Source organism: Pseudoalteromonas sp. NZS100_1 (assembly GCF_015864285.1).
GTDB classification, from domain to species: Bacteria; Pseudomonadota; Gammaproteobacteria; order Enterobacterales; family Alteromonadaceae; genus Pseudoalteromonas; species Pseudoalteromonas arctica.
In genome coordinates, this window is the sequence record NZ_JADYXN010000040.1 from 1 (window position 1) to 22,854 (window position 22,854).

Here is a 22,854-nt window from a genome sequence, read left to right on the forward strand (position 1 = left end):
CAAAAGTACGCGGGTATAGCGCCTGTTATTGAGCGCAGTGGTCAAAAGATGTGGACTCATTGGCGTTATAGTTGCCCCACTTTTTTAAGGCAAACATTTGTAGAATGGGCAGGCTTTTCTATTCGTTATTCGTTTTGGGCTAAAGCGTATTATGAGCAACAAAAAGCCAAGGGTAAGCCGCATAACAGCATAATTAGATCACTGGCCTTTAAATGGATAAGGATTGTATTTAGGTGCTGGAAAACGAATACACCCTACGATGAATCGACGTATTTAGCGGCCTTAAAACGCAGAGGCTCACCACTTTTAAAATTTGCAGTTAATAGCTAAATTTTACTAGTCGTCCACCTCAGGGCGTGTTGTTAGAAAGCGATTTACTCCCATGTATCATCTATTTTCAAGTAGTTTCTGATTTCCATCATAACTTGATGAATTTTTTCTTTGTGATGAACACGTACATGATTGAAATTATTATATATACCTGCAGATTCAAAGTCTGGATAACCCTCTCCAGCCTTTGCTTTATCGATGAATTCATGAATAAACTCGATAAGTATTTCTGGCAAAATATCTCTCAAATTTTCATTAATATCTTTTAATAAATCCTGCAATGAGAGTTGTATTGATTTAGGCATAAAAGGATCATTCGCAAGAATGTCAATTTTATGAATAAACATACTATGTTCTTTTGTCAAAAAGATCTTATCAATGATTATGTTTCCAATTTGAGCCTCATCATATTTGTACTTCCCGTATGATGAGTCGCTTTCTTTCTTATCTTTTGTAAAAGCACCTACTACTTCTACATCTTTAAGAATCATTGATTCACCTACAGGTGTCCAACCAGAAACAGCATTGCTAATCATTTCAATTTTCTTTTTATGATCATTGAACAGATAGCCAAATTCTTTAAGTTGAAGATATAGATTTACACGAACTAAATTAACGTAATCTACACTACTTTCAAATTTAGAACCGGGTTGGCACATGGATAATAAATCGCTAAGAAGCTCAGATTGTTTTTTAATAACTTCATTTCTTATTGGCTGAAGAACTGTATGTCGAGCTCTTCTATAAGTTAAAATAGCTAATATTGTGCCTGTCAGAGTAAAGAGAATTGTGAACCCGTCTTTTATCCAACCTATGTTTACGGAGATCAATTCAATCATAGCGTACTCAATACTCCATAGCTTTCTAACAGCTTATTGAACACCACTTTGGGGGTTTATAACACCCCAAAACGGCGTATATTACATTGTTCAATAATTCCACTAAATAACTTTAATGTAAACAAGTAATTAGGCATGTTATAAAAAGCCCTTTGTTACTTTGCACCAAAACGGCGTTTAATAATGTTATTGGACAAAATTAAACTAGCTGTTTATATAAACAGTTACTTCTGTAAGTTAGCTTTATTTATGTAGCTACCTTTTACGACCATAATTAACAAACGTACGGATACTAAGCGCTACACAAGCTTATTGAGGCTTACTTATACTGGATTAGCATTTTTTTACGCTTTAATAGCTGGCGTTTAGCCTTATTCGGTAAAAAACGTTATTAAAAAATTAAGAGGAGTAATAGGAAAACTTTGGCTTTATGTATTAAGCACGTATGAGCTAAAGCATTAGTTAGATAAGCGAGCCTTAACATATTAATGATACAGGCTCGCTGAGGTGTTTATGATAAAAACGGATGAATGAGGTATTTACTTTACATCAAAGTTCACGTGGCCAAAGTATGGGTTTTTCTCACGCGCTTTAAGTAAACTAATTGTAGTGAGCACAATGAGTTGCAACTCGCTATTTACGTTAACAACTATGCATTCGTCTCTATTAGCATTGCGTTTTGTGTCAGTTGCTACCCCACATACACCATCGCCATTTTTTAATATAAGCTCAATGCTTAAACGGTGCATACAGGCAATTTCGATGTAGTCGTATTGGTGGCAACTGATCATAACGTCCTCTTTATATGCTATTTAGTCGGTTTAAATATCATTAAAGTCGCAATAACGATTAAGTTACCTACGTACCATAAATCTTTAATTACAAACTGACCTAAACGCTCCAATAAAGTGGAAGAACTAAATGCACCGGTTGCAGTAATTAAGAACGTTTGGGTCATCATAAACACGCTTAAACACGCTAAGCCACTTACAATAATTAACTTTTTATTATTTAAAAATAGCCCTAAGCCCAATAACACAGCAAATAATACATCAAACCCGCCAATCACGTTAGATGCGCCTTGTACGCTAAATACCGTGTATAACCACGACATAAACGGTGAAGTTTCTACTAAACTTACAATGCCTTTTGCTTCAAACTCATAAAACTTCATGCCGCCAATCCACAGTAAAACCATAGCAACCGGTATAAAGTTTAAAAGTACGTGTTGTTTGTCGGTAAGTTTGTCTTTATAAAATAAAAACAAATATAAAGGCACTACAGCAAAGTATTTAATTATGCCCTGCCCGCTACCAATGATTGGAAAGCCGCCAAGTTGCGCCATCCAACGGTTACTGGCAAACAAGGTAAGTAATGCAACCAAACTTATAATTGCTGCAAGTAAAAGTGCTGGCGTAGGTTTCATTAGCTTAAGGTGAGCGAGCGCGGTGGCAAACGCTAAAGCAACCATAAATGAGCCACTAATCAAACCTAATGCAGATACAGACATTAGCGAATCAACGCCATAAAAACTAAACGTAGCCGTTAACGTATTAGGGTTTGCTCCTAACGCAAACGATAAGCCAAGTAACAAAAAGCTACTCGCTAATAAAAAAGTAATCACGTTGTTGGTTAATTTTAAGTTCATTGTATTTCCAAGTATTCGTTAAGACTTACAAAGACCTTACAAGCCGATAAAACAATTCAAACTAACCCTTAAAAAATAATAGTTGATTAAGTACAATGTAAGCTCTCATTTGGTAATTTAATTATTCATCTTTAGTTTATGGTTTATTACCTCTTTATTAATAAAATTAAATAAGTCTAATATTCATATGATGTGCGTCACCTTTTTTATTATTAAATGAAGTAAAATAACGTTGCCTTTTCAATACACAGAATGCATGCATTTCTATAACTTAGGGACATTTTTTAATGAAGGGTACTGATATTCGGGTTACCTCTGGACTGATTTCTATAGCCATTGTTTTACTACTTTGGTTTGCTGTACCGCCTCCGCAAGGTGTAACTGAAAACGCATGGCATTTGTTGGCTTTATTTGTTGGTACTGTAGTTGCCATTATTGGTAAAGCAATGCCGATTGGCGCCATTGCTATTTTGGCTATTACCTCTGTTGCGTTAACTGGCGTAACTAATGACAGTCCTTCTGGCGCAATTAAAGATGCATTAAGTGGCTTTTCTAACTCATTAATTTGGTTAATTGGTATTGCTATTATTATTTCTCGGGGTTTAGCTAAAACCGGTTTGGGAAATCGTATTGGCTATAATTTTATTTCTCTTTTTGGTAAAAAAACAATTGGTATTGGTTACGCACTCGCGCTGTCTGAACTTGTTATAGCGCCTGTAACGCCAAGTAATACCGCGCGAGGCGGCGCTATTATTCACCCAATAATGAAGTCGATAGCAACAAGCTTTGGCTCGTCCCCTGAGGAAGGCACATCTCGTAAAATTGGGCACTACCTTGCTTTAGTGAGCTACCATATAAACCCTATTACATCAGCTATGTTTATTACAGCGACTGCGCCAAACCCTCTAATTGTAAAGCTTATTGCTGATGCTACCGGTGCAAATATTAGTATTACTTGGGGTACATGGGCGCTGGCAGCGCTTGTTCCTGGTTTGCTATGTATTGCCCTTGTGCCTTTGGTTGTTTATGCCATTTACCCACCTGAAGTTAAAAGTACGCCCGACGCTAAAAACTATGCAGAATCTAAATTAACTGAAATGGGCCCAATGAGTTATGGCGAAAAAATAATGGTGGGTGTTTTTGCTATGCTGCTTGTTTTATGGGCCGGTGTACCCGCAATGATTTTAGGGGCTGACTATGCAGTTAACACAACCGCAGTAGCTTTTTTAGGTTTATCGGTTTTATTAGTGACTGGTGTATTAAGTTGGGACGATGTACTTAAAGAAAAGTCTGCGTGGGATACCGTTGTTTGGTTTTCAGCATTAGTAATGATGGCCACTTTTTTAAATAAACTAGGTTTGGTAACGTGGTTTTCAACACTTGTTGAGAGCAACATTGCGCAACTGGGTTTTGACTGGATTGTATCGGCCATTATATTGGTAGCTGTGTATTTTTACGCTCATTACTTTTTTGCCAGTACCACAGCACATATTACTGCTATGTTTGCCGCATTTTACGCCGCAGGTTTGGCGCTTGGCGCTCCGCCTTTATTTTTAGGTTTACTGTTAGCTGGCGCTTCATCACTCATGATGTCGTTAACGCATTACGCAACAGGCACCTCTCCCATAGTGTTTGGCTCAGGCTATGTATCGTTAAAAGACTGGTGGGTAATGGGCCTTATAATGAGCGTTATTAATTTAAGTGTATGGGGAATTATCGGCGGGCTTTGGTGGAAAGCACTTGGGTATTGGTAGTATTGCCTTTGTTAGTTTGGCTTGCACATTTAATACTGCGCACTTGTTTTGGTTAGTTCTACAAATATAAACATTGAGGCTGTTGCAAGGGAGCACTATGGTTTTTAAATTTATAAAGGCAGCATATTCAGACCGAGACTACTTATTAAGCCTCAGAAAACTAACTATGATTGAACACTTGGAAAGGGCCAGGTTATTTTTAACTGAGCAACAGCATGTTTTAAGACTTGATGACCAATATGACTGCTCCCATCTTATAGTTATAAATGAGGTAACAATTGGTACTTTAAAGTACCAAACGCACGCTCAATACGTTGAAATAATGCAATTACAAATACATCCACTGCATCAAAATAAAGGGTATGGGAAAGCGGTTATTGAACAAGTTATTACAAGTGCGCAGTCAAAATCCATTAAGCTCACAGTGCTTAAAAACAACCCAGCATTAGGGCTTTATAAGCGGCTGGGTTTTACTATAACTGATGAGAATAATTACGAGTACCACATGCAAACGCGGGCTACTCGTAGCTAAAATTAGTCGCTTTGATCTCTGAAGTCTTTTTTTCTGAAAATAGTTAAATGCCAACCCCAATGCAAAGAGCCTAATCTTAAAAAGATAGTCGTGAAAAATGAGCCTAAAATACACCAAATGTAATCTACATTAAGGCTAAATAAAGCGGCATAAACTGCACCACCCGCTAAACACGCAGAGGCGTAAGGTTCGCTGCGCATAACCGTTGGTACCTCACGGCAAATTACGTCACGTATTAAACCACCAAATATACCTGTAGTGATACCCATGGTAATTGCGACCACCATGCCAGAGCCATTAATGAGTGCTTTTTCTATCCCCATAATATTAAATAGCGCCATACCAACAGCGTCTACCAATAAAAAGTAGTAGTTATTAACGCGCGGTAAATATCGAATAAATGCAATTGTTGCTATAACGGCCCCATAGGTTGAATATAAATACTCCGGGGTAGCAATCCAAAATACCGGCTTGTTTAAAAGTATATCTCTGAGGGTACCGCCCCCTAGTGCTGTAACGGTTGCAACCACTACGACGCCAAAGCCACTAATGTTTTTTTCATACCCAAGCAACGCCCCTGCAACAGCAAAAAATGCAACACCGAGTAACCCTAGTACCATAAAGTATTCAGCAGTCATGCTAATTCCTTTTTAAAGTTTATAAGGAGTTGTATCAACTTACGTGCCAAAAAACATCCCTTAAAGGTTGAATTAACTTTAAAAAATACATTTAAAAACAACGCTGTAATTTACACTGAATGCAGTTTGAGGTTAGGTTTTATGAAAGGTAATATTTGAGAAGGTAATTATTTTAAAAGTAGGTATTTTTTACACGTTGTTTATAAGCAGGCCCATAAATTAAGCTAACGCTATTTATCCACTCAAAATAAGCAAGATAGCCTACAAAAATTGACTCAAAGATTAATAAGCTAATACCTATCCAACTTACAGAATTACATAAAAAATAACGCTGACATCTACCCTAATTTTATTGTTGACGTAGGTCGGATAAATGGCGAAGCCATGCCATCCGACAATTAATTTATAAACAAAAATAAGAGTTTATTGTGTTGGTAATTAGAATGAGTGTTCTCCTAATTTTTCGTTGCTTATTGGTATTATACGACCATTTAAAAACATGTCCCCTTGGTCAGGTTTAACCACAACATAAAGCACTTTCATTAATGTGTTTTTACTAGCCCTATTTTCCCCTTTAGATTTAAATAGTAAGAGCATTCACTTCACTGTGCTTTATTTTTTAAGGCTACGCCGTTATTACCTATGCCTCGATAATTTAGCCGCCCCAAACCATTAACTGACCAAGCGGTCAACAATGGCATAGTAACTGCAATAAACTTACTAATATTAAAAAGTATTTTTGTTACCCGTGCGCAAATAACAAGAAAAAACATACGCCAAGCCTTTATGTATCAGGGCTTTATAAAAATTAAGGGGGTCTGTGTGATTCAATTTTTATTAAATAACACGCCAATTGAAGTACAAGAATGTTCGCCAAGTCTCACCATTTTGGACTGGCTACGCACCAAAAAAGGGAAAGTGGGCACCAAAGAAGGGTGTGCAACTGGCGACTGTGGCGCGTGCACAATTTTAGTGGGTGAAGAGCATATAAATGCAAACGGGCAAACTAGTTGGCAATACAAAACAATGAACAGCTGCTTATTGCTATTAGGCAATGCGCATGCAAAACATATAGTAACGGTAGAGGCTGTGACTACTGGTTTATACCCAAACTTAACCGATTTACACCCAGTGCAGCGTGCACTGGTTGAGTGCCATGGTTCGCAATGTGGTTTTTGCACGCCCGGTATAATAATGAGTTTGTTGGCTCTTTATATTAATGAGCCAACGTACCCTGGTAAAAAAGCGGTTATTCATGCACTTGGCGGTAACTTATGCCGCTGTACAGGTTATAGCCCTATATTACTTGCAGCCGAAAAAGCCTATAGCTATGAACGTAAAGCTGAGCCGTACTCAGCAATGGCCGCTCAATTTAAAGCATCACTTAATACACAATATGATGACGATATTCCATTTTTAAAAAATGGTCCTCGCAAATTTTACTTACCACAAACTGCCCAACAACTTGTTGAGCTAAAAGCGCTTTATCCTTATGCACATTTAGTTGCTGGTGGCACCGACTTTGCCATTGAGCTTAGCCAAAACATGCTCTTACCGGATGTAATTATCTCCCTTAGCCAAGTAAAGGATCTTTGCACCTTGGCAGATAATAACGGTGAGTTACACATAGGTGCAGCGCTACCTTATAGCCAATTTGTTGAGGCATTTTATAACCATTACCCAGAGTCAAAAGAGCTATTTGAACGCTTAGGATCAAGCCAAGTACGTAACAGCGGCACACTAGGTGGCAGCATAGGGAATGCCTCTCCGATTGGCGATCCAGCTCCCCTTTTAATCGCTCTTAATGCATCAATGGATTTATTAAGCAGCGCTGGTTCGCGCACTATTAAAGTTGCCGACTACTTTATTGATTACAAAAAAACAGTTCTTAAAAGCGATGAAGTAATTAGTAAGTTCACCATCCCAAAGCGCCCAGAGTCGCTAAAACTGGCCTGTCATAAAATATCAAAACGCTTTGAAGACGATATATCTACCGTGTGTTTGGTGCTTGCTATAGAGCATTCACAAAACATGATTACTCAAGCCCGCTGCGCTATGGGCGGTATGGCAGCTATTCCTAAGCGCGCGCAGCATATTGAGCAAAAGCTGGTATCTCAATCATTACAAGTAAGTAGTTTTATAGACGCAGCAACGGCTATTAACGATGACTTTACGCCCATGAGCGATGTAAGAAGCAGTGCGCATTATCGCATTACGGTAAGCAAAAACTTATTACAACGCATTGGTATTGAGTTTTGTGAGCCGCAAGCACGCAACAATAACAACATTGCCATTACGAGGATCTCACATGCGTCACTTTGAAATGGATAAACTAAAAGCGCAAGGTGGTAGCGTCGGCCAATCGAAGTATCACGAAAGCGCTATTAAACAAGTTTGTGGCAGTGCAAATTTTGCCGACGATAATCCTGAGCCTTACGGTTGCCTCCATGCCTACCCAGTGCTCGCCCCTGTTACAAGTGGCTTTATTAAATCAATTGATACAAGTCTCGCACTGGCAGTTGAAGGCGTTAAACGTATTTTATCGGCCGAAGATGTACCGGGTAAATTAGATATTGGCCCGGTATTTCCAGGTGATGTATTACTCACTAGTCATGAAATTCAATACCACGGACAACCTGTATTAATTGTCGTTGCCGACAGCTACGCCATAGCGCGCCGCGCGGCACGTTTAGTGGTTATAGAGTGCGAGCAAACCACCCCCATACTCGATATTAAAGAAGCAATAAAAAAAGAGCATTGGGTAAGGCCGCCCCATTCACTTAACCGTGGTAACAGCGAAAACGCCATTAATAACGCAGCCCACCAGCTTAAAGGCGAAATAAACATAGGCGGGCAAGAACACTTTTATTTAGAAGGTCAAATAGCGCTGGCGCAACCTGATAACGACGGGGGGATACATGTTCAGTGCTCTACGCAACACCCTACTGAGGTGCAGCATTTAGTTGCTAAAATTTTAAAAAAGCCATTTAGCTTTGTAAACGTAGAAACCCGCCGTATGGGCGGTGCTTTTGGTGGCAAAGAAACCCAAGGCGCACCATGGGCATGCCTTGCAGCCCTTGCAGTTTACCACCTTGGCTGCGCAGTAAAAATGCGCCTAGCCCGTAGCGACGATTTTAAGTTAACCGGTAAACGCCACCCTTTTTATAATCACTATCATGTCGGTTTTGACGAAAATGGTTTAATAGAAGGTGCCGACATTACCGTAAACGGATTTTGTGGCTACTCGCCTGATTTATCGGATGCCATTGTAGACCGCGCCATGTTTCATGCCGACAACGCCTACTACTACCCAGCTGCCACAATTAAGGGTAATCGCTGTAAAGTAAATACCGTAAGCCATACCGCATTTAGAGGGTTTGGTGGCCCGCAAGGAATGATTATGGGCGAGCTAATAATGGACGATATAGCCGCCAAATTAGGTAAAGATCCGCTTGAGATCCGAAAACTTAATTTATACAAAAAAGGCCGCGATACCACGCCGTACCATCAAACCGTAGAGCAACATATTTTAATAGATATGATAAGCCAGCTTGAGAAATCGGGTGACTACTGGGAACGTAAAGCAGCTATTAAAGCCTTTAATGCCACATCGCCTATTATAAAAAAAGGCCTTGCGATGACGCCGGTTAAATACGGTATTTCGTTTACGGTACAACACTTAAACCAAGCCGGAGCATTAGTGCATGTATATAGCGATGGCTCGATACATTTAAATCATGGCGGCACCGAAATGGGCCAAGGGCTCAATACTAAAATCGCACAAATTGTGGCCCATGGCTTTGGCGTTGATTTTGACGCGGTAAGCATAAGCGCTACCCGTACCGACAAAGTACCAAATACCTCACCAACAGCGGCCTCAAGCGGTACCGACTTAAACGGTATGGCGGCGCTAAACGCAGTAAACACAATAAAAGAGCGCTTAATTAATTTTATTACCGAGCACTTTGAAGTAGATAGCAACAGTATTGTATTTAAAGATAACCTCATTACCTTTAGTAAAGGCGAGATTAGCTTTAGCGAACTTGCAAACCTTGCTTACATGAACCGTATATCGCTTTCATCTACTGGATATTACGCCACACCTAAAATTTATTACGATAGAGCTAAAGGCGAAGGTCGGCCATTTTTTTACTACGCTCACGGCGTTGCACTCAGTGAAGTAGAAGTAGATACGCTTACGGGCGAAAACACCGTAACCCGTGTTGACATACTGCACGATGTAGGCAGCTCAATTAACCCAGCACTTGATATAGGGCAAATTGAAGGCGCTTTTGTGCAAGGCATGGGCTGGTTAACAACCGAAGATTTACAATGGAACGATAAAGGCCAGCTAGCAAGCTTTGGCCCAGCCAACTACAAAATACCAGCCATTGGCGATACACCTGCCGAATTTAACGTAAATTTATATAACTCAGCAAACCCAGAAACCACCGTGTTTAGATCAAAAGCCGTAGGCGAGCCGCCATTTATGTTGGCCTTTAGTGTGTGGAGTGCCATTCGTAATGCAATAAGCAGTGTGGCTGATTACAAATACACCGCCCCACTTGATACGCCAGCAACACCTGAGCGTGTATTAAATGCAATTGAGCAAACCGCTAGCAGGTTTAAGGAGCAGCAACATGGCTAATTTAAATGAGTCATTTCAGGGTTTTCATACGCAAAATTGGGCACAAGCTATAAACGAGCACGAACAAAGCGGCACTAATTATGTTATTGCCACAGTACTTGGCACAAATGGCTCAACCCCTCGCGGCACAGGATCTAAAATGGTAATAAGCGGCGAGCATATTTACGACACCCTTGGCGGTGGCCACCTTGAATACGTAGTAATAGAAAAAGCCCGCGAACTGCTTGCCAAAGGCGAAGCCGCCCAAGTGATAGAGCAATTTAACTTAGGCGCTAATTTAGGCCAATGCTGCGGCGGAGCAGCCACTGTGATGCTTGAATGCATGCAATGCGAGCGCTTTACGCTTGATATTTACGGCGCAGGCCATGTAGCACAGGCACTTATTGGTATATTGGCACAATTGCCAATACGCATACGCTGGATAGATAGCCGCGCCGATGTATTCCCGCAATCAATCCCTAATAATGTAGTAAAAGTGATTGATGAAGAGCCAACAGAGCAAGTAAAACGTGCCCCTAAAGCTAACAATTACTTAATACTGACCCATAACCACCAGCTCGACTTTGCACTCACACAAGCCATTATCAAACGCGCTGATGCCAATTGGCTCGGTGTAATTGGCTCTGACACTAAAGCAAAACGTTTTAAACAACGCTTAGCCCATCGCGATTTTACAGCCGATCAAATACAGCAAATGACCTGCCCTGTTGGGCTTGAAAATGTAACGGGCAAGCTCCCTATGGAAGTAGCAATATCAATTAGCGGGCAGTTAATTGGCCTTTATCAGGCTATGCAAGCCCAAGTACCAAAACGTCAAGGTTTACAATGGCGTGCACTTAAAAATGCCCTAATTAGCACCACGCAAGAGGAAGTAAACGCATGAGTAGCTTAAAAATTAACAACCTAAATGAAGCTCAAGCTCACCAAGCGTTAGAGCACTGTTGCGCGGCACCAAGTTGGGTAAGCGGTATGCTAAACATTCGTCCGTTTAAAAACCAGCAACACCTATTTGAAAGCGCACAAAGCGTTTGGAATAGCCTAAATGAGAGCGACTATTTAGCTGCCTTTGAAGGCCACCCGCAAATAGGTGATTTATCAACCCTTAGCAAAAAATACGCTGCTACCGCACAAAAAGCGGGGCATGAGCAATCAGGTATGAGCAAAGCAAACGAAGCCGTACTAACCAAAATGATTGCCCTTAATAAAGAGTACCTGAACAAGTTTGGCTTTATTTTTATTGTGTGCGCCAGCGGTAAAACGGCCGAACAAATGCTCGAACTCATAGAGCAGCGCATGCACAACACCCGCAGTACAGAGCTAAATATTGCCGCGGGCGAACAAGCCAAAATAACAAAAATAAGATTGGAGTCATTGCTATGAATAAAAGTATGAAAAAAAGCCCTATAACCACCCATATACTCGATACCAGCACAGGAAAACCAGCAGCAAACGTTGCTGTTAAGCTATTTAAACTTACAAATAACGAATGGGTGCAACTAACCCAAGGCACAACCGATAGCGATGGGCGTATTACCGACTGGCTAAATACAGAGATAGAATTTGCAACCTATAAGCTAGTATTTGATTTAGATAGTTATTATCAAAATCAACCTACCCCAGCGTTTTACCCAGAGGCGCAAATTACCTTTAGATTACAAGATAAAAAGCATCATCATATTCCGTTATTACTTAGCCCATTTGGCTACTCAACGTACAGAGGCAGCTAATAATGAGCACGCAAAACAATAATAACTTAACAGTAGTTTGTGCCAACATACTCGATTTTGTAGACGACCCTGCCATAGCAGGCGACAACGCCCATCGCTATTTTGAAAAAGGCGCGTTAGTTATTCAACAAGGCAAAGTAGTTAAGCTTGGTTACGAGCAAGACATACTGCCAAGCTTAGATAAATCAGCCACTATTATTCGCCACGATGGCAAATTGGTTATGCCCGGCATGATAGACACCCACATACACTTACCACAAACCGAAATGGTGGGGGCGTACGGCGAGCAACTGCTAAGTTGGTTAACCGAGTATGCGTTTCCGACAGAGAAAAAATTTACGTGTAAGCATTATTCAAAAGAGATCTCTAATCGCTTTTTAGACGAGCTACTGCGTAATGGCACAACCACTGCCCTTGTATTTGGCACTGTGCACCCGCAATCGGTTGATGCGTTTTTTAAAGAATCACAAAAACGCAATTTACGTATGATTGCCGGTAAAGTAATGATGGATCGTAACTGCCCTGACGACTTATCTGATTGCGCGCAAACAAGCTATGACGAATCCAAAGCCCTAATAAAAAAATGGCACAATGTTGACAGGCTAAGCTACGCAGTTACACCACGTTTTGCCCCCACATCAACCCCTGAGCAATTACAAAAATGCACTCAGTTACTTGAAGAATACCCAGACACCTACCTGCACACACACCTATCTGAAAACAAAGACGAGTGCGAATGGGTAAAAGGGCTATTTCCAGAAGCCGAAGATTACTTAGGCGTGTACGAGCAAGCAAAAATGGTACGTAAACGCTCAGTATTTGCCCATAGTATTCATTTATCTGAGCGCGAACTTTGCTGCCTTGCAGATAACAATGCGGCTATATCGCACTGCCCTACCTCAAACCTATTTTTAGGATCAGGACTTTTAAATTTAAAAGCCTGTGAAGAGCACGGCATAAACGTAGGCATGGGTACCGATGTAGGCGCAGGAACAAGCTTTTCTCTGCTACAAACAGGTAACGAAGCTTACAAAATCCAACAGTTACAAGGTCAAAAGTTTTCAGCATTTAAGGGGCTGTATTTAGCAACACTCGGCGGTGCTAGAGCGCTCGATTTAGAAGGGACAATTGGTAATTTTGAAGCCGGCTGTGAAGCCGATTTTGTTGTAATGGATTGTTCGGCAACTTCGTTTTTAAAATTTAGAATACAACATGCCAAAACCCTACATGAAAAACTATTTGCAATGATGATGTTAGGCGACGACCGCTGCGTTGAGCAAACCTACATTATGGGTAAAAGCGTGTATAAGCGCGATGATAACAATCAATTTTCAGACACCCGCTCACCGGTATTAGAAGAGGCTTAACTGTTATGGAAAACTATTTATTTGAGCTTGCTCATTTAGTACTGCGTTACTTTCATGTTATTGCTGGTATAGCCTGGATTGGCGCTTCATTTTATTTTGCATGGCTTGATAACAACCTACAAACACCACCGCAGTGGAAAATCGATAAAGGCATAAAAGGCGATTTATGGGCCGTGCATGGCGGTGGCTTTTACGAAGTGGCTAAGTATCAAAATGGCCCAGAACAAATGCCTCACACCCTGCATTGGTTTAAGTGGGAAGCCTACACAACGTGGATCACCGGTATATTACTATTTAGCTTACTTTATTATGTTGGCGCCGACGTATACTTAATTGATAACAGTAAAAGTGAGCTAAGTAAATTTGCAGCTATTGGCGCATCCCTTGGTTTTATTGGCTTAGGTTATGGTGTTTATCGTTTATTGTGTAAAACCCCGCTGGTTGAAAACGGCAAAGTGTTTATTGCTGTAGTTATTGGTTTATTAGCTCTGTGGACTTTTGGGGTTGATCAATTATTTAGCGACCGCGCTGTGTATATTCATGTAGGTGCGCTTATTGGCACGTGTATGGTTGGCAATGTGTATCACATTATTATGCCAGGGCAACGCTATATGGTAAGTGAAGTAGAAGCCGGCCGTATTCCCGAATCGCTCCCAGGACTAAAAGCCAAGCAATGCTCGATACATAATAACTACGCCACGTTACCTGTGGTATTTATTATGCTTAGCAATCACTTTCCTTACACGTATAGCCACAATTTTGGCTGGCTTATTTTAATTGCGCTGTTTGGTATTGGTATGTGGATACGCCATTACTTTAACTTAAAACATCAAGGCGTTAATAAACCTTCAGTACTTATAAGTGGTATTGCAGCATTTTTTGCCCTTATGCTAGCAATAGCACCTTGGCCCAGCAGTACAACAAATGCAGACGAAAACGCGCCTTTACAAGCAAGTATTACCGACGCACAAGCGTGGGATATAATCAGCAAACACTGTACGCAGTGCCACAGCGAAACACCTACCTCTGAGCTTTTTCAAACAGCGCCACTTGGCTTTAAACTCGACTCAATTGAACAGGTGAAAAAGTCGCAAGTACTTGTGCATACTCGCGCCGTAATAACTAAAGACATGCCACTGGCTAATATGACAAAAATGACAGACGCAGAGCGCGAAACGCTCGAGTTTTGGCTCACGGCACTTAAAAAGGAGCAATAAAATGAGCGAGCAATTTAAAAACTACCCACGAGACTTAATTGGTTATGGCCCACATGCGCCTCATGCAAATTGGCCCAATAAAGCACGTATTGCCGTGCAAGTGGTATTAAATTACGAAGAAGGCGGCGAAAACTGTGTATTACATGGTGATGCAGCCGCTGAAACGTTTTTATCAGAAATAGTCAGTGCTCCCCATGTAGAAGACCGCCATATCAGCATGGAGTCTATTTACGAATATGGCTCGCGCGCGGGCGTGTGGAGGTTACTGCGTTTATTTAAAAAATACGATATACCGGTCACCATTTTTGCAGTGGCGATGGCCCTTGAGCGCCACCCTGATGTAGCTAAAGCCTTTGTTGAAGCAGGCCACGAGATTGCAAGCCATGGCCTGCGCTGGATTAATTATCAAAATATAGATAAACAAACCGAGCGCGAACATATGCAACAAGCCATTTACGCCATTAAAAAGCTTACAGGTAAAAAGCCCAAAGGCTGGTATACCGGCCGAACTAGCCCAAATACCGCAGCCCTTGTAGTTGAGAATGGCACATTTTTATATGACGCCGACGATTACAGCGACGATTTGCCCTTTTACAGTATTAAGGAAGGTAAGCCACAACTCATTGTGCCCTACACGCTTGATGTAAACGACATGCGCTTTGCTGCCATACAGGGTTTTAATGCAGGGGATCAGTTTTATAATTATTTAAAAGATGCCTTTGATACGCTTTATGAAGAAGGTGACCCAGAAGGTGAAAACACCCCAAAAATGATGTCGATAGGTTTGCATTGCCGCTTAATTGGCAGACCAGGAAGAATAAAAGCATTAGCACGGTTTTTAGAATATGCCCGCTCGCATGATCAGGTTTGGTTTGCCACGCGCGAACAAATAGCCGAGCACTGGCTTAAAACCCACCCGTATAAAAAAGCATAGTTTATATTTTTTAAAACATAAAAAAGCCCAGCAAAGCTGGGCTTAAATTACTTTAGGAGTAGTGAAATTTATTCAAAAGAAACGGTGATGATATTCGAACACACATTTTCTGTTACACATAATTGGTAATCGTACGATGGTAATGTAGCTCCACGCACGTAATCACGGTAGCGTCCGTTATCTGCAGTGGTATCAACTAACTCACCATTACGGTAAACGCTTAATGACTCTGCACCAACTTCTTCCCAGCTAAGTTCTACACGCATCGTACCTAGGCGTGTTTTGTTAGCGCGTTTTAAGTTCAGTTCAAGGGTCACGTCACTTACAACAACGGCTTGGGTAAATGTATCTGTATTACCTTCACTGTCAGTAACAGTTAGTTCTACATCGTAACTACCCGATTGCGCATATGCATGCACAGGGCTTGAATCTGTTGATGTAGCGCCATCGCCAAAGCTCCAGCTCCATTGTGTAATGTCGTTATTGGCATCATTGCTTGTATCTACAAACGAGGCTGTTAAACCTTGCGTATCAACAGTAAAGCCTGCACGTGGCGGTTGTGCACTTACTTCGCCTATAGCGCTAAGCGTAAGTGACCAGCCATTAATTGTGCCTGTATCAGCGGCTGCAGTATCTTCTACATGAAGAGTCCAGTCACCATTTGCTACTTCGCCATTGAATGCACTAGACGTGAAGCTCTTAACAATATCATCGTTACTACCACCAACATTGCTTTGCAATGTTACCTCTGTACCTTGTGCAGATATTAGTTTTACAACTAAATCACCAGAGTAAGTATGAGTAATATCAACATCGGCGGTTGTGCCAAATACGGTTAAATCATCAGAAACATTAATTACTGAGCTAATCCCCTGTGGAGAATTATCTGGAATTGCTACGCTACCAGTACTGCTGTAGGTAAAGTCATTTAACCCTAATGGTTGTATCATTAATTCAACCGATTGCTGTTTAACAATATCACCCGCAGTGGCAGTTACGGTAAACTCGTAATCTCCCCACTGAGTATCAGTATCGGTTTCAACATTTAGTATCACGTCATCACCAGGGCGCGCTGTAAGCGATGATAAATAAGCACCACCTAATGTTGTTGATAATTCAAGCGTTACTTCCTCATCCCACTCGGCAATTGAGCCAATTGTAAATGTATAGCTTGTAGCCTCTCCAGCTATAATTTGTTGGGTAAGCGGGCTAGCTGATATTTTAAAACCAGGAGTTGGATCCGCATCAATAAGTGCTTGGTTAACATTAAGTCGCGTACCGGCTACCGTTTTCCCCTGCAGTGCAGCATTAGCATCGCCCGAGCTCATTAATAAATCTTTAAGTTCTTGAGTAGATAACTCTGGATTAATAGATAAAACTAGCGCAGCTGCGCCAGCAACATGCGGCGTTGCCATTGACGTACCAGAATACGATGCATAACTTTCACCCGGTGTAGTAGATAAAATAGCTGTACCTGGTGCGCCCATATCAACACTGGTTAAGCCCCAATGAGAGAACCACGAAATATCATCAGTTTGGTTAGTACTTGCAACCGATAGAACACTCGCATTTTCGTAGTTTGATGGATAATGTGGGTTTACATCGTTATCAATAGTGTCGTTACCTGCTGCAGCTACAAACAGTAGCTCCGCAGCTTCACTTGATTCGATTGCATCAGCCAGCGCTTGGCTATAGCCACCGCCACCCCAACTATTATTTAATACGCGGATGTTAACACCAGAGTTTTTTAGGCCAACCATGTAATCAATACACTTGATTGCATCTGATGTTGATCCATTACCTGCTGCATCTAAAAACTTACAACCAACAAGTGATACTTCATGATTTACACCCACTACACCCACAGAGTTATTACCACTCGCACCTATAGTTCCAGACACGTGCGTTCCGTGACCTTCATCATCCATAGGGTCGCCAGTATTGGTAATCGCATTGATACCATGAATATCATCGATAAAGCCATTACCGTCATTATCAATACCATCGCCTGCGATTTCAGAGGTATTTACCCACATATTGCTCGCTAAATCGCTATGGCTATAATCAATACCGGTATCGATTACACCAACAACTACATCACGACTACCAGTAGAAATAGTCCACGCTTCTACAGCATCAATATCAGCGTCTGCCGTACCACCGGTCTGACCTTCATTATTTAGGCCCCAAAGCTCATCAAAACGAGGGTCGTTAGGTGCGCTCGCAATACTTACTCGGTAATCTGGCTCAACATATTCAATAGCTTGATGAGACTTTAAACGCTCAATAGCTTCTTTAGTGCTCATGCCAGACACTTTAAATTTAGCAAGGCGACCTGAGAATAATGATGTGAAGTTATCATCAACTTCATCATTATTTAAATCTGTAATTTTTGCTTTAACCAAGCTTCGTGCTTGTTTACGCATTTGAGGTGTTGCATTTTTTTTATATTTAACAATAACAGAGTCACTGCTTGCAGCTGCTTGTGGAAGAGCTCCTGCATCAGGTAATTTAGCCGAAGCCAAACAAGGTAGTAAAGCAAGCGTAATAATAGATAATTTTGTTTTCATTGTTCTATCCATAGTTGGGTTAGCTTAGAAGCACTAAGCGGGTTTGTTCACTATTTCAAGTACAAGGGATCACGTGGCAAGTTATAAGCAAACTAGTAAATACGATATTTGACAAGTTAAAAAGTTAAAAAGAATTAAAAATCATAAATTTTGACCAGTTTGGTTATAAAAAAAACACTAAACACAGTCATTTTAATGAACTGCCCCATTACAACCTTACCCATTATAGGGTCAAACTTTTTTACTGCTTTTGCTTACTATTACATTAAAACCCACCAGTTACACACATAAACCGATGATAATAAAAGGTTAATTATTTGGTAAAAAATGATGATTTAAGAAAATGAAATAGGGGAATACAGTTAATGGGTGATTATGAATTTGAGCTTAAACTTTGTTAGTTCAATATTTATGACAAATTAAAACTTAATTATTTATAGTCACATATTACGCTTCACCTACTTCTAAAGTTACGCAAGCGGATCACAAAAAATATATCGGCACGGCATGCTGAAACAACAAATACCTTATTAAAACCTATAACATTTAGGGTATTTGATTTTAATATTTCAAGGAGAAAATAATGAAGTTGAATAAATCACTTTTAAGTTGTGCTGTTGCAATAGCAATGGGTACCAGCTTTGCCTCATATGCAGATACCGACAACAAATCAGCATCAAACTCAGAACTTAGTACAAAAATATCTATACTTAGCACCGCTAATTCAATGACATTGGCGCAATCGCAAAATAATAACACCGCGATTTTAATGCAAGAGGGAGATAGTAATACTATTGAGGTTTCGACTACTGGAAACGAGAACACAACAGAAGTTACTCAATTACAATCAGGTAATTATGTTGGCGTAACAACAATTGGTAACAACAACGAGCAAGTATATGCCCAAGATGGCGTTGCCAACGGTGTAATTACCGAAGTTACTGGTAATAATAATTACCTAAATGTTTTGCAAAGTGGCCAAGGCTTTTTTGTAAACAACGAAGCTGTCAACATGATTGTTGGTGACGACAATATCGTTGATGTAGAGCAAGGCACTGGTGGTCATTGGTTTTACAACTTAGATATGAAAGGTAATGGCAACGAAATCAGTTCATTACAAACAGGTGAGTGGCATGAAGCTGAATTAACCTCTGTAATGGGCGATCAGAATAGCCTGAGTCTTGAGCAAAACGGTTACTGGAATACCTTCAAAGTGAGTTCTTTACAAGGCAACGATAACGAGCTTGATATTGAACAAGACGGCGATCGTAATACTGTTACCTTCACTGATATTTTAGGCGATGCAAATGAGCTTTCAATTGAACAAGAAGGCAATACTAACGCAGTAACATTTGTAGCTGTATTAGGCGATGAAAACGAAATTGATTTAGACCAAGAAGGTTCTTTAAATACTATCGAATCAAACTTATTCGAAGGTCAAAACAACGAAGTTACAGTAACTCAGGTTGATTTAAGCAACTCAACAACCGTTGATATTATTGGTGACGATAATGAATTAACGGCTACACAAGTTGGCTTATTAAATGATGCTTACATGGGCGTTTTAGGTACCGATAACGAATTTATGATTAACCAAGTAGGTGAATCAAATTCAGCACACGTTGTTAACTTTAATGGGTCTGAAAATGACGTTAACGTTATTCAGTCTGGCCAAGAAAACACTGCTGTTGTTGAGTCTTCATACCCTGATATATCTCTAACATCAAACGACAACGATATCGATATTATGCAAAATGGTTCTCAAAACGAAGCCATGGTTACACTTGCAGGTATTTTAGATAGCAACATGAACCAAATTGACCTAGCTCAAACAGGTGAAATGAACGTAGTTGATATGATGGTTGAAGGTAATGGCCACAGCATTGATATTTCACAAACTGGCGAAGGTAACTGGGTAGTTGGAATGGATCAACCTGCATTTTTAGTAGGTGGTGAAAACGTTTCGTTTAGCGTAACTCAAATGGGTAACGATAACATTGTTGAAGGCGCCGTAATTGGTTTCAACAGCACTGTTTCAGTGACCCAAATTGGTGACGGTAACGTGACTTCTATTACTCAAATGTAATTATTGAGGTTGGGGAGAGCAACTCTCCCCATTTAGTTATGCATAATAATAAAAACCATTACCAAGTATTATTACTTACGCTTTCTCTGTTTTTAATGCCCGCATCTTATGCCGCTGAAGAGTTGGAGATTGACGGCCTACTACTTGATAGGAGTATTAGCCGCTTTGGTCATCAGTTCTATTTTGAGTTTTCTAATTACTGGCGAGATCTCCCTTCAACTGCAGGTTTTAACATTGAAATTAAAGAAACGGTCATTCCAAAAGCAGGCACAAAGCTGTCGTTAATAATGAATAACCAACTTGTTTACGCAACTTATTTAGGTAGACGACTAGAGCCTTTAAATGAGCGTGTGGAGCAGGCTGTTTATACAGTGATAGATGCAATGGCTCGCGAAAACATGGCAGTGTCAACACCCGATATGGCTAAAGATGGATGGTAAAATGAAAAATATAGCCCTTATAATAATAACAACATTAAGCTTTTCAGCAGCAGCAACTGAAATAATTTACACCCCAATTAACCCAAGCTTTGGTGGTAACCCACTCAATGCAAATATGCTGTTGAGTAAAGCCCAAGCTCAAAACAAGCATAAAGCACCGGTAGTAGAAAAAGGTTACGCTGAACAATTTCAAGAAACTCTAGAGCGCACCTATTTAAATCGTATGGTAAGAGAAATTACCGATATGGCATTTGGTGAGGACATAGAAGATAGCCTTTTCAATCAAGACTCCATATTTATGAGTGGCGATTATCAAATTGAAGTTATAACCAGCACAACCGATTCTATTACAGTAAGAATAACAAATATAATTGATGACACCGTGGTGATCATTGAAGTACCGAGGTTTGGATAATGTATAAACTACTAATAACAATAATATTAATAGGATTGAGCGGTTGTGCGAGCCTAGGGAACTTAATCCCACCATCGCAACAAAAAGCAGTTAGTTTAGAGCCAACCGAATTATTCGCAGATCTGAAAAACTTACCTAAACCGGTCGGGAGTATTCCTGTATCAGTGTACTCATTTAGAGATCAAACAGGTCAATATAAGCCACAAACTAACGTTAGCTCATTTTCGACTGCCGTTACTCAAGGTGCTAACTCAATACTCATACAAGCATTACATGAATCTGATTGGTTTACGCCGGTAGAGCGTGAAGGTTTACAAAACATTTTAACAGAGCGAAAAATTATTCGTGCAGGCCAAGCCGATAATCCTAACCAAGCTGATTTACCTCCGCTAACAACCGCAAAAATCATTTTAGAGGGCGGTATCATAAGCTACGACACTAATGTGAAAACAGGTGGTTTGGGTATGGAATACTTTGGTATTGGCGCATCAGAACTTTACCGTGAAGATGCTATTTCAATATACTTACGCGCTGTTGATGTTCGAACAGGCCAAGTATTATTGAGTGTAGCCACCAGCAAAAAAGTACTTAGCCAAGAAATGCGTGCAGGATTTTTTAGATACGTGAGCTACAAACGACTAGCAGAAGCAGAAGCAGGCTTTAGTGACAACGAACCTATGAGCATTTGTGTAACACAAGCAATAGAAAAAGCACTCACAGATCTCATAACAAAAGGTATTGATAAAGGCTTATGGGCTAAAAAATCAGCATAAACTGACTTCCTAAATTAACTAAAGGCTACATATTGTAGCCTTTATAGGTTGTGTGATTAGTAAGTTGAAAGTACTTCGCTAACCCAACCCTTATAAAAAATCTAGAGGATAAAGTTTTTACTTTAATAACTTTAATAACTTTAATAACTTTAATAACTTTAATAAAGTATTGGTGGCTTTACTCTTATTTAGCCATTGGCAGCAAAACCGATATATAGCGCTGCGCCCAATTAGCAAGCTCCACCCTGTTGCGTGAGTTAGTTTTTTTAAACGCACTGTATAAATGTGTTTTTACAGTGTGGTCGCTAATGTTAAGTTTATCAGCGATTGTATTGTTACTCGCCCCCTGTGCAATTAAATGAATAACAGACTTTTCTCGTTTTGTTAAATGATCGTAATCGTCCTGCTTTAATTCAATGTCGTCGTGTAAGCTATTAAACGACGATGCCACGGCTAAAATATCGTTAAAAGCTTTTGAAATCACTTTACGCGTAAACCAAAGCTCGCCAGTATTAACACGAAGTAACCCTTTAAAAATATCTTCTGGTGGATCAGATTTATAAAAAACACCATTAAAATGGTTAAGCAATAAGTTTTGCTCGCACACATCTTCTTTATCAACATTAAAAATGACAACGCTATAGTGTTTAGCTAAACAAATAAGGTCAGTCGGAATAAGGTCTTGCCATTTGCTTTTAGCACCATCTATTAAAAACAAATCATAATTTGTGCGCTGCTCAGCTTTAGGAATAACTTCGTCCATTTTAATATCACCAAACAAAGCTTGTAGTGTTCTTAAAATAGCGGTGTAGTTGTGTGAATGAAAAGATGATTGAAACGTTGTTTTTACAAATACCGAGTTTTTATGGGGCATAAATTTCGTCCTTGAAACATTTACACTACATTACCTAAATCAAATACAACTTACAATGGGAT

The 22,854-nt window shown here is 40.1% G+C and carries 21 protein-coding genes; 15 read left to right on the top strand and 6 right to left on the bottom strand.

The genetic code is table 11. The features are described 5' to 3' along the window. The coding region (locus I6F66_RS18775) for a transposase (protein WP_197209575.1) at positions 1-330 on the top strand (330 nt) is incomplete at its 5' end. A 44-nt stretch (positions 331-374) separates the two neighbouring features. Here I6F66_RS18775 and I6F66_RS18780 read toward each other — a convergent pair. From I6F66_RS18780 to I6F66_RS18790, 3 genes are all read right to left on the bottom strand, one after another. Beyond that, positions 375-1,169 carry a hypothetical protein gene (locus I6F66_RS18780; protein WP_197209576.1) on the bottom strand — a complete coding sequence of 265 codons (795 nt, stop codon included), beginning with the start codon at positions 1,167-1,169 and terminating at the stop codon, positions 375-377. Positions 1,170-1,708: 539 nt separating this feature from the next. Next, on the bottom strand, positions 1,709-1,960 hold the full coding sequence (locus I6F66_RS18785) for a Rho-binding antiterminator (RefSeq protein WP_197209577.1): 252 nt from the start codon (positions 1,958-1,960) through the stop codon (positions 1,709-1,711). A 17-nt stretch (positions 1,961-1,977) separates the two neighbouring features. After that, positions 1,978-2,817 carry a DUF417 family protein gene (locus tag I6F66_RS18790; RefSeq protein ID WP_197209578.1) on the bottom strand — a complete coding sequence of 280 codons (840 nt, stop codon included), beginning with the start codon at positions 2,815-2,817 and terminating at the stop codon, positions 1,978-1,980. 287 nt (positions 2,818-3,104) lie between these two features. Between I6F66_RS18790 and I6F66_RS18795 the strand changes: the two genes are divergently transcribed. Together I6F66_RS18795 and I6F66_RS18800 are read left to right on the top strand one after the other, a co-directional pair. Further along, positions 3,105-4,571, top strand: a complete 1,467-nt coding sequence (locus I6F66_RS18795; protein WP_197209579.1) for a DASS family sodium-coupled anion symporter — start codon at positions 3,105-3,107, stop codon at positions 4,569-4,571. A gap of 97 nt (positions 4,572-4,668) precedes the next feature. Next, positions 4,669-5,103, top strand: a complete 435-nt coding sequence (locus tag I6F66_RS18800) for an N-acetyltransferase (protein ID WP_197209580.1) — start codon at positions 4,669-4,671, stop codon at positions 5,101-5,103. Between the two features lie 2 nt (positions 5,104-5,105). On the opposite strand, the gene I6F66_RS18805 is transcribed toward I6F66_RS18800, so the two are convergent. Next, positions 5,106-5,741: a trimeric intracellular cation channel family protein gene (locus I6F66_RS18805; RefSeq protein ID WP_004334621.1), complete on the bottom strand. Its 636-nt coding sequence runs from the start codon at positions 5,739-5,741 to the stop codon at positions 5,106-5,108. An 822-nt stretch (positions 5,742-6,563) separates the two neighbouring features. On the opposite strand from I6F66_RS18805, the gene xdhA reads away from it, so the two are divergent. Genes xdhA through puuE form a run of 8 tightly spaced genes read left to right on the top strand, consistent with a single transcriptional unit; the run spans position 6,564 to position 15,634 of the window. Beyond that, entirely contained in the window at positions 6,564-8,063 is a 1,500-nt protein-coding gene (gene xdhA / locus I6F66_RS18810) for a xanthine dehydrogenase small subunit (protein WP_197209581.1), read from the top strand. After that, on the top strand, positions 8,050-10,389 hold the full coding sequence (gene xdhB / locus I6F66_RS18815) for a xanthine dehydrogenase molybdopterin binding subunit (RefSeq protein WP_197209582.1): 2,340 nt from the start codon (positions 8,050-8,052) through the stop codon (positions 10,387-10,389). The genes xdhA and xdhB overlap by 14 nt, the downstream gene beginning before the upstream one ends. Beyond that, positions 10,382-11,272, top strand: a complete 891-nt coding sequence (xdhC, locus tag I6F66_RS18820) for a xanthine dehydrogenase accessory protein XdhC (protein ID WP_197209583.1) — start codon at positions 10,382-10,384, stop codon at positions 11,270-11,272. Before xdhB ends, xdhC begins: the two co-directional genes overlap by 8 nt. Next, on the top strand, positions 11,269-11,769 hold the full coding sequence (gene uraD / locus I6F66_RS18825) for a 2-oxo-4-hydroxy-4-carboxy-5-ureidoimidazoline decarboxylase (RefSeq protein WP_197209584.1): 501 nt from the start codon (positions 11,269-11,271) through the stop codon (positions 11,767-11,769). Before xdhC ends, uraD begins: the two co-directional genes overlap by 4 nt. Next, complete coding sequence (gene uraH / locus I6F66_RS18830; protein ID WP_165741026.1) at positions 11,766-12,116, top strand: hydroxyisourate hydrolase; 351 nt, start codon at positions 11,766-11,768, stop codon at positions 12,114-12,116. The genes uraD and uraH overlap by 4 nt, the downstream gene beginning before the upstream one ends. 2 nt (positions 12,117-12,118) lie before the next feature. Further along, a complete protein-coding gene (guaD, locus tag I6F66_RS18835) occupies positions 12,119-13,483 on the top strand; it encodes a guanine deaminase (RefSeq protein WP_197161820.1) in 1,365 nt (454 codons plus the stop codon). 5 nt (positions 13,484-13,488) lie between these two features. Continuing rightward, complete coding sequence (locus tag I6F66_RS18840; protein ID WP_165729411.1) at positions 13,489-14,700, top strand: urate hydroxylase PuuD; 1,212 nt, start codon at positions 13,489-13,491, stop codon at positions 14,698-14,700. A 1-nt stretch (position 14,701) separates the two neighbouring features. Continuing rightward, positions 14,702-15,634: an allantoinase PuuE gene (gene puuE / locus I6F66_RS18845; RefSeq protein WP_197161818.1), complete on the top strand. Its 933-nt coding sequence runs from the start codon at positions 14,702-14,704 to the stop codon at positions 15,632-15,634. A gap of 68 nt (positions 15,635-15,702) precedes the next feature. Here the strand turns inward: puuE and I6F66_RS18850 are convergent, their stop codons facing one another. Continuing rightward, the gene (locus I6F66_RS18850; RefSeq protein WP_101216331.1) at positions 15,703-18,204 is read right to left on the bottom strand and encodes a S8 family serine peptidase; all 2,502 of its coding nucleotides are present in this window, start codon (positions 18,202-18,204) and stop codon (positions 15,703-15,705) included. 583 nt (positions 18,205-18,787) lie between these two features. Between I6F66_RS18850 and I6F66_RS18855 the strand changes: the two genes are divergently transcribed. The 4 genes from I6F66_RS18855 to I6F66_RS18870 all read left to right on the top strand — a co-directional run bounded on the left by I6F66_RS18855 (position 18,788) and on the right by I6F66_RS18870 (position 21,918). Continuing rightward, entirely contained in the window at positions 18,788-20,290 is a 1,503-nt protein-coding gene (locus I6F66_RS18855; RefSeq protein ID WP_024607312.1) for a curlin, read from the top strand. A 95-nt stretch (positions 20,291-20,385) separates the two neighbouring features. Beyond that, positions 20,386-20,730, top strand: coding sequence for a curli production assembly/transport protein CsgE (locus I6F66_RS18860; RefSeq protein WP_085999476.1), 345 nt, complete (start codon positions 20,386-20,388; stop codon positions 20,728-20,730). Continuing rightward, a complete protein-coding gene (locus I6F66_RS18865; protein WP_007584408.1) occupies positions 20,720-21,145 on the top strand; it encodes a curli assembly protein CsgF in 426 nt (141 codons plus the stop codon). Before I6F66_RS18860 ends, I6F66_RS18865 begins: the two co-directional genes overlap by 11 nt. Beyond that, entirely contained in the window at positions 21,145-21,918 is a 774-nt protein-coding gene (locus tag I6F66_RS18870) for a CsgG/HfaB family protein (protein WP_007584410.1), read from the top strand. Before I6F66_RS18865 ends, I6F66_RS18870 begins: the two co-directional genes overlap by 1 nt. A 184-nt stretch (positions 21,919-22,102) precedes the next feature. On the opposite strand, the gene I6F66_RS18875 is transcribed toward I6F66_RS18870, so the two are convergent. After that, positions 22,103-22,792 carry a response regulator transcription factor gene (locus tag I6F66_RS18875; RefSeq protein ID WP_007584415.1) on the bottom strand — a complete coding sequence of 230 codons (690 nt, stop codon included), beginning with the start codon at positions 22,790-22,792 and terminating at the stop codon, positions 22,103-22,105. Between the last annotated feature and the right edge of the window lie 62 nt (positions 22,793-22,854).

What these genes read in the sequence shown, in the direction of transcription:
- I6F66_RS18860 (WP_085999476.1), top strand. Translation starts at nt 20,386, where the DNA reads ATGCCCGCATCTTATGCCGCTGAAGAGTTGGAGATTGACGGCCTACTA.
- uraH (WP_165741026.1), top strand. Translation starts at nt 11,766, where the DNA reads ATGAATAAAAGTATGAAAAAAAGCCCTATAACCACCCATATACTCGAT.
- puuE (WP_197161818.1), top strand. Translation starts at nt 14,702, where the DNA reads ATGAGCGAGCAATTTAAAAACTACCCACGAGACTTAATTGGTTATGGC.
- I6F66_RS18855 (WP_024607312.1), top strand. Translation starts at nt 18,788, where the DNA reads ATGAAGTTGAATAAATCACTTTTAAGTTGTGCTGTTGCAATAGCAATG.
- I6F66_RS18850 (WP_101216331.1), bottom strand. Translation starts at nt 18,204, where the DNA reads ATGAAAACAAAATTATCTATTATTACGCTTGCTTTACTACCTTGTTTG.
- I6F66_RS18780 (WP_197209576.1), bottom strand. Translation starts at nt 1,169, where the DNA reads ATGATTGAATTGATCTCCGTAAACATAGGTTGGATAAAAGACGGGTTC.
- guaD (WP_197161820.1), top strand. Translation starts at nt 12,119, where the DNA reads ATGAGCACGCAAAACAATAATAACTTAACAGTAGTTTGTGCCAACATA.
- xdhC (WP_197209583.1), top strand. Translation starts at nt 10,382, where the DNA reads ATGGCTAATTTAAATGAGTCATTTCAGGGTTTTCATACGCAAAATTGG.
- xdhB (WP_197209582.1), top strand. Translation starts at nt 8,050, where the DNA reads ATGCGTCACTTTGAAATGGATAAACTAAAAGCGCAAGGTGGTAGCGTC.
- I6F66_RS18840 (WP_165729411.1), top strand. Translation starts at nt 13,489, where the DNA reads ATGGAAAACTATTTATTTGAGCTTGCTCATTTAGTACTGCGTTACTTT.
- I6F66_RS18805 (WP_004334621.1), bottom strand. Translation starts at nt 5,741, where the DNA reads ATGACTGCTGAATACTTTATGGTACTAGGGTTACTCGGTGTTGCATTT.
- I6F66_RS18790 (WP_197209578.1), bottom strand. Translation starts at nt 2,817, where the DNA reads ATGAACTTAAAATTAACCAACAACGTGATTACTTTTTTATTAGCGAGT.
- I6F66_RS18870 (WP_007584410.1), top strand. Translation starts at nt 21,145, where the DNA reads ATGTATAAACTACTAATAACAATAATATTAATAGGATTGAGCGGTTGT.
- uraD (WP_197209584.1), top strand. Translation starts at nt 11,269, where the DNA reads ATGAGTAGCTTAAAAATTAACAACCTAAATGAAGCTCAAGCTCACCAA.
- I6F66_RS18875 (WP_007584415.1), bottom strand. Translation starts at nt 22,792, where the DNA reads ATGCCCCATAAAAACTCGGTATTTGTAAAAACAACGTTTCAATCATCT.
- I6F66_RS18865 (WP_007584408.1), top strand. Translation starts at nt 20,720, where the DNA reads ATGGATGGTAAAATGAAAAATATAGCCCTTATAATAATAACAACATTA.
- I6F66_RS18800 (WP_197209580.1), top strand. Translation starts at nt 4,669, where the DNA reads ATGGTTTTTAAATTTATAAAGGCAGCATATTCAGACCGAGACTACTTA.
- I6F66_RS18785 (WP_197209577.1), bottom strand. Translation starts at nt 1,960, where the DNA reads ATGATCAGTTGCCACCAATACGACTACATCGAAATTGCCTGTATGCAC.
- I6F66_RS18795 (WP_197209579.1), top strand. Translation starts at nt 3,105, where the DNA reads ATGAAGGGTACTGATATTCGGGTTACCTCTGGACTGATTTCTATAGCC.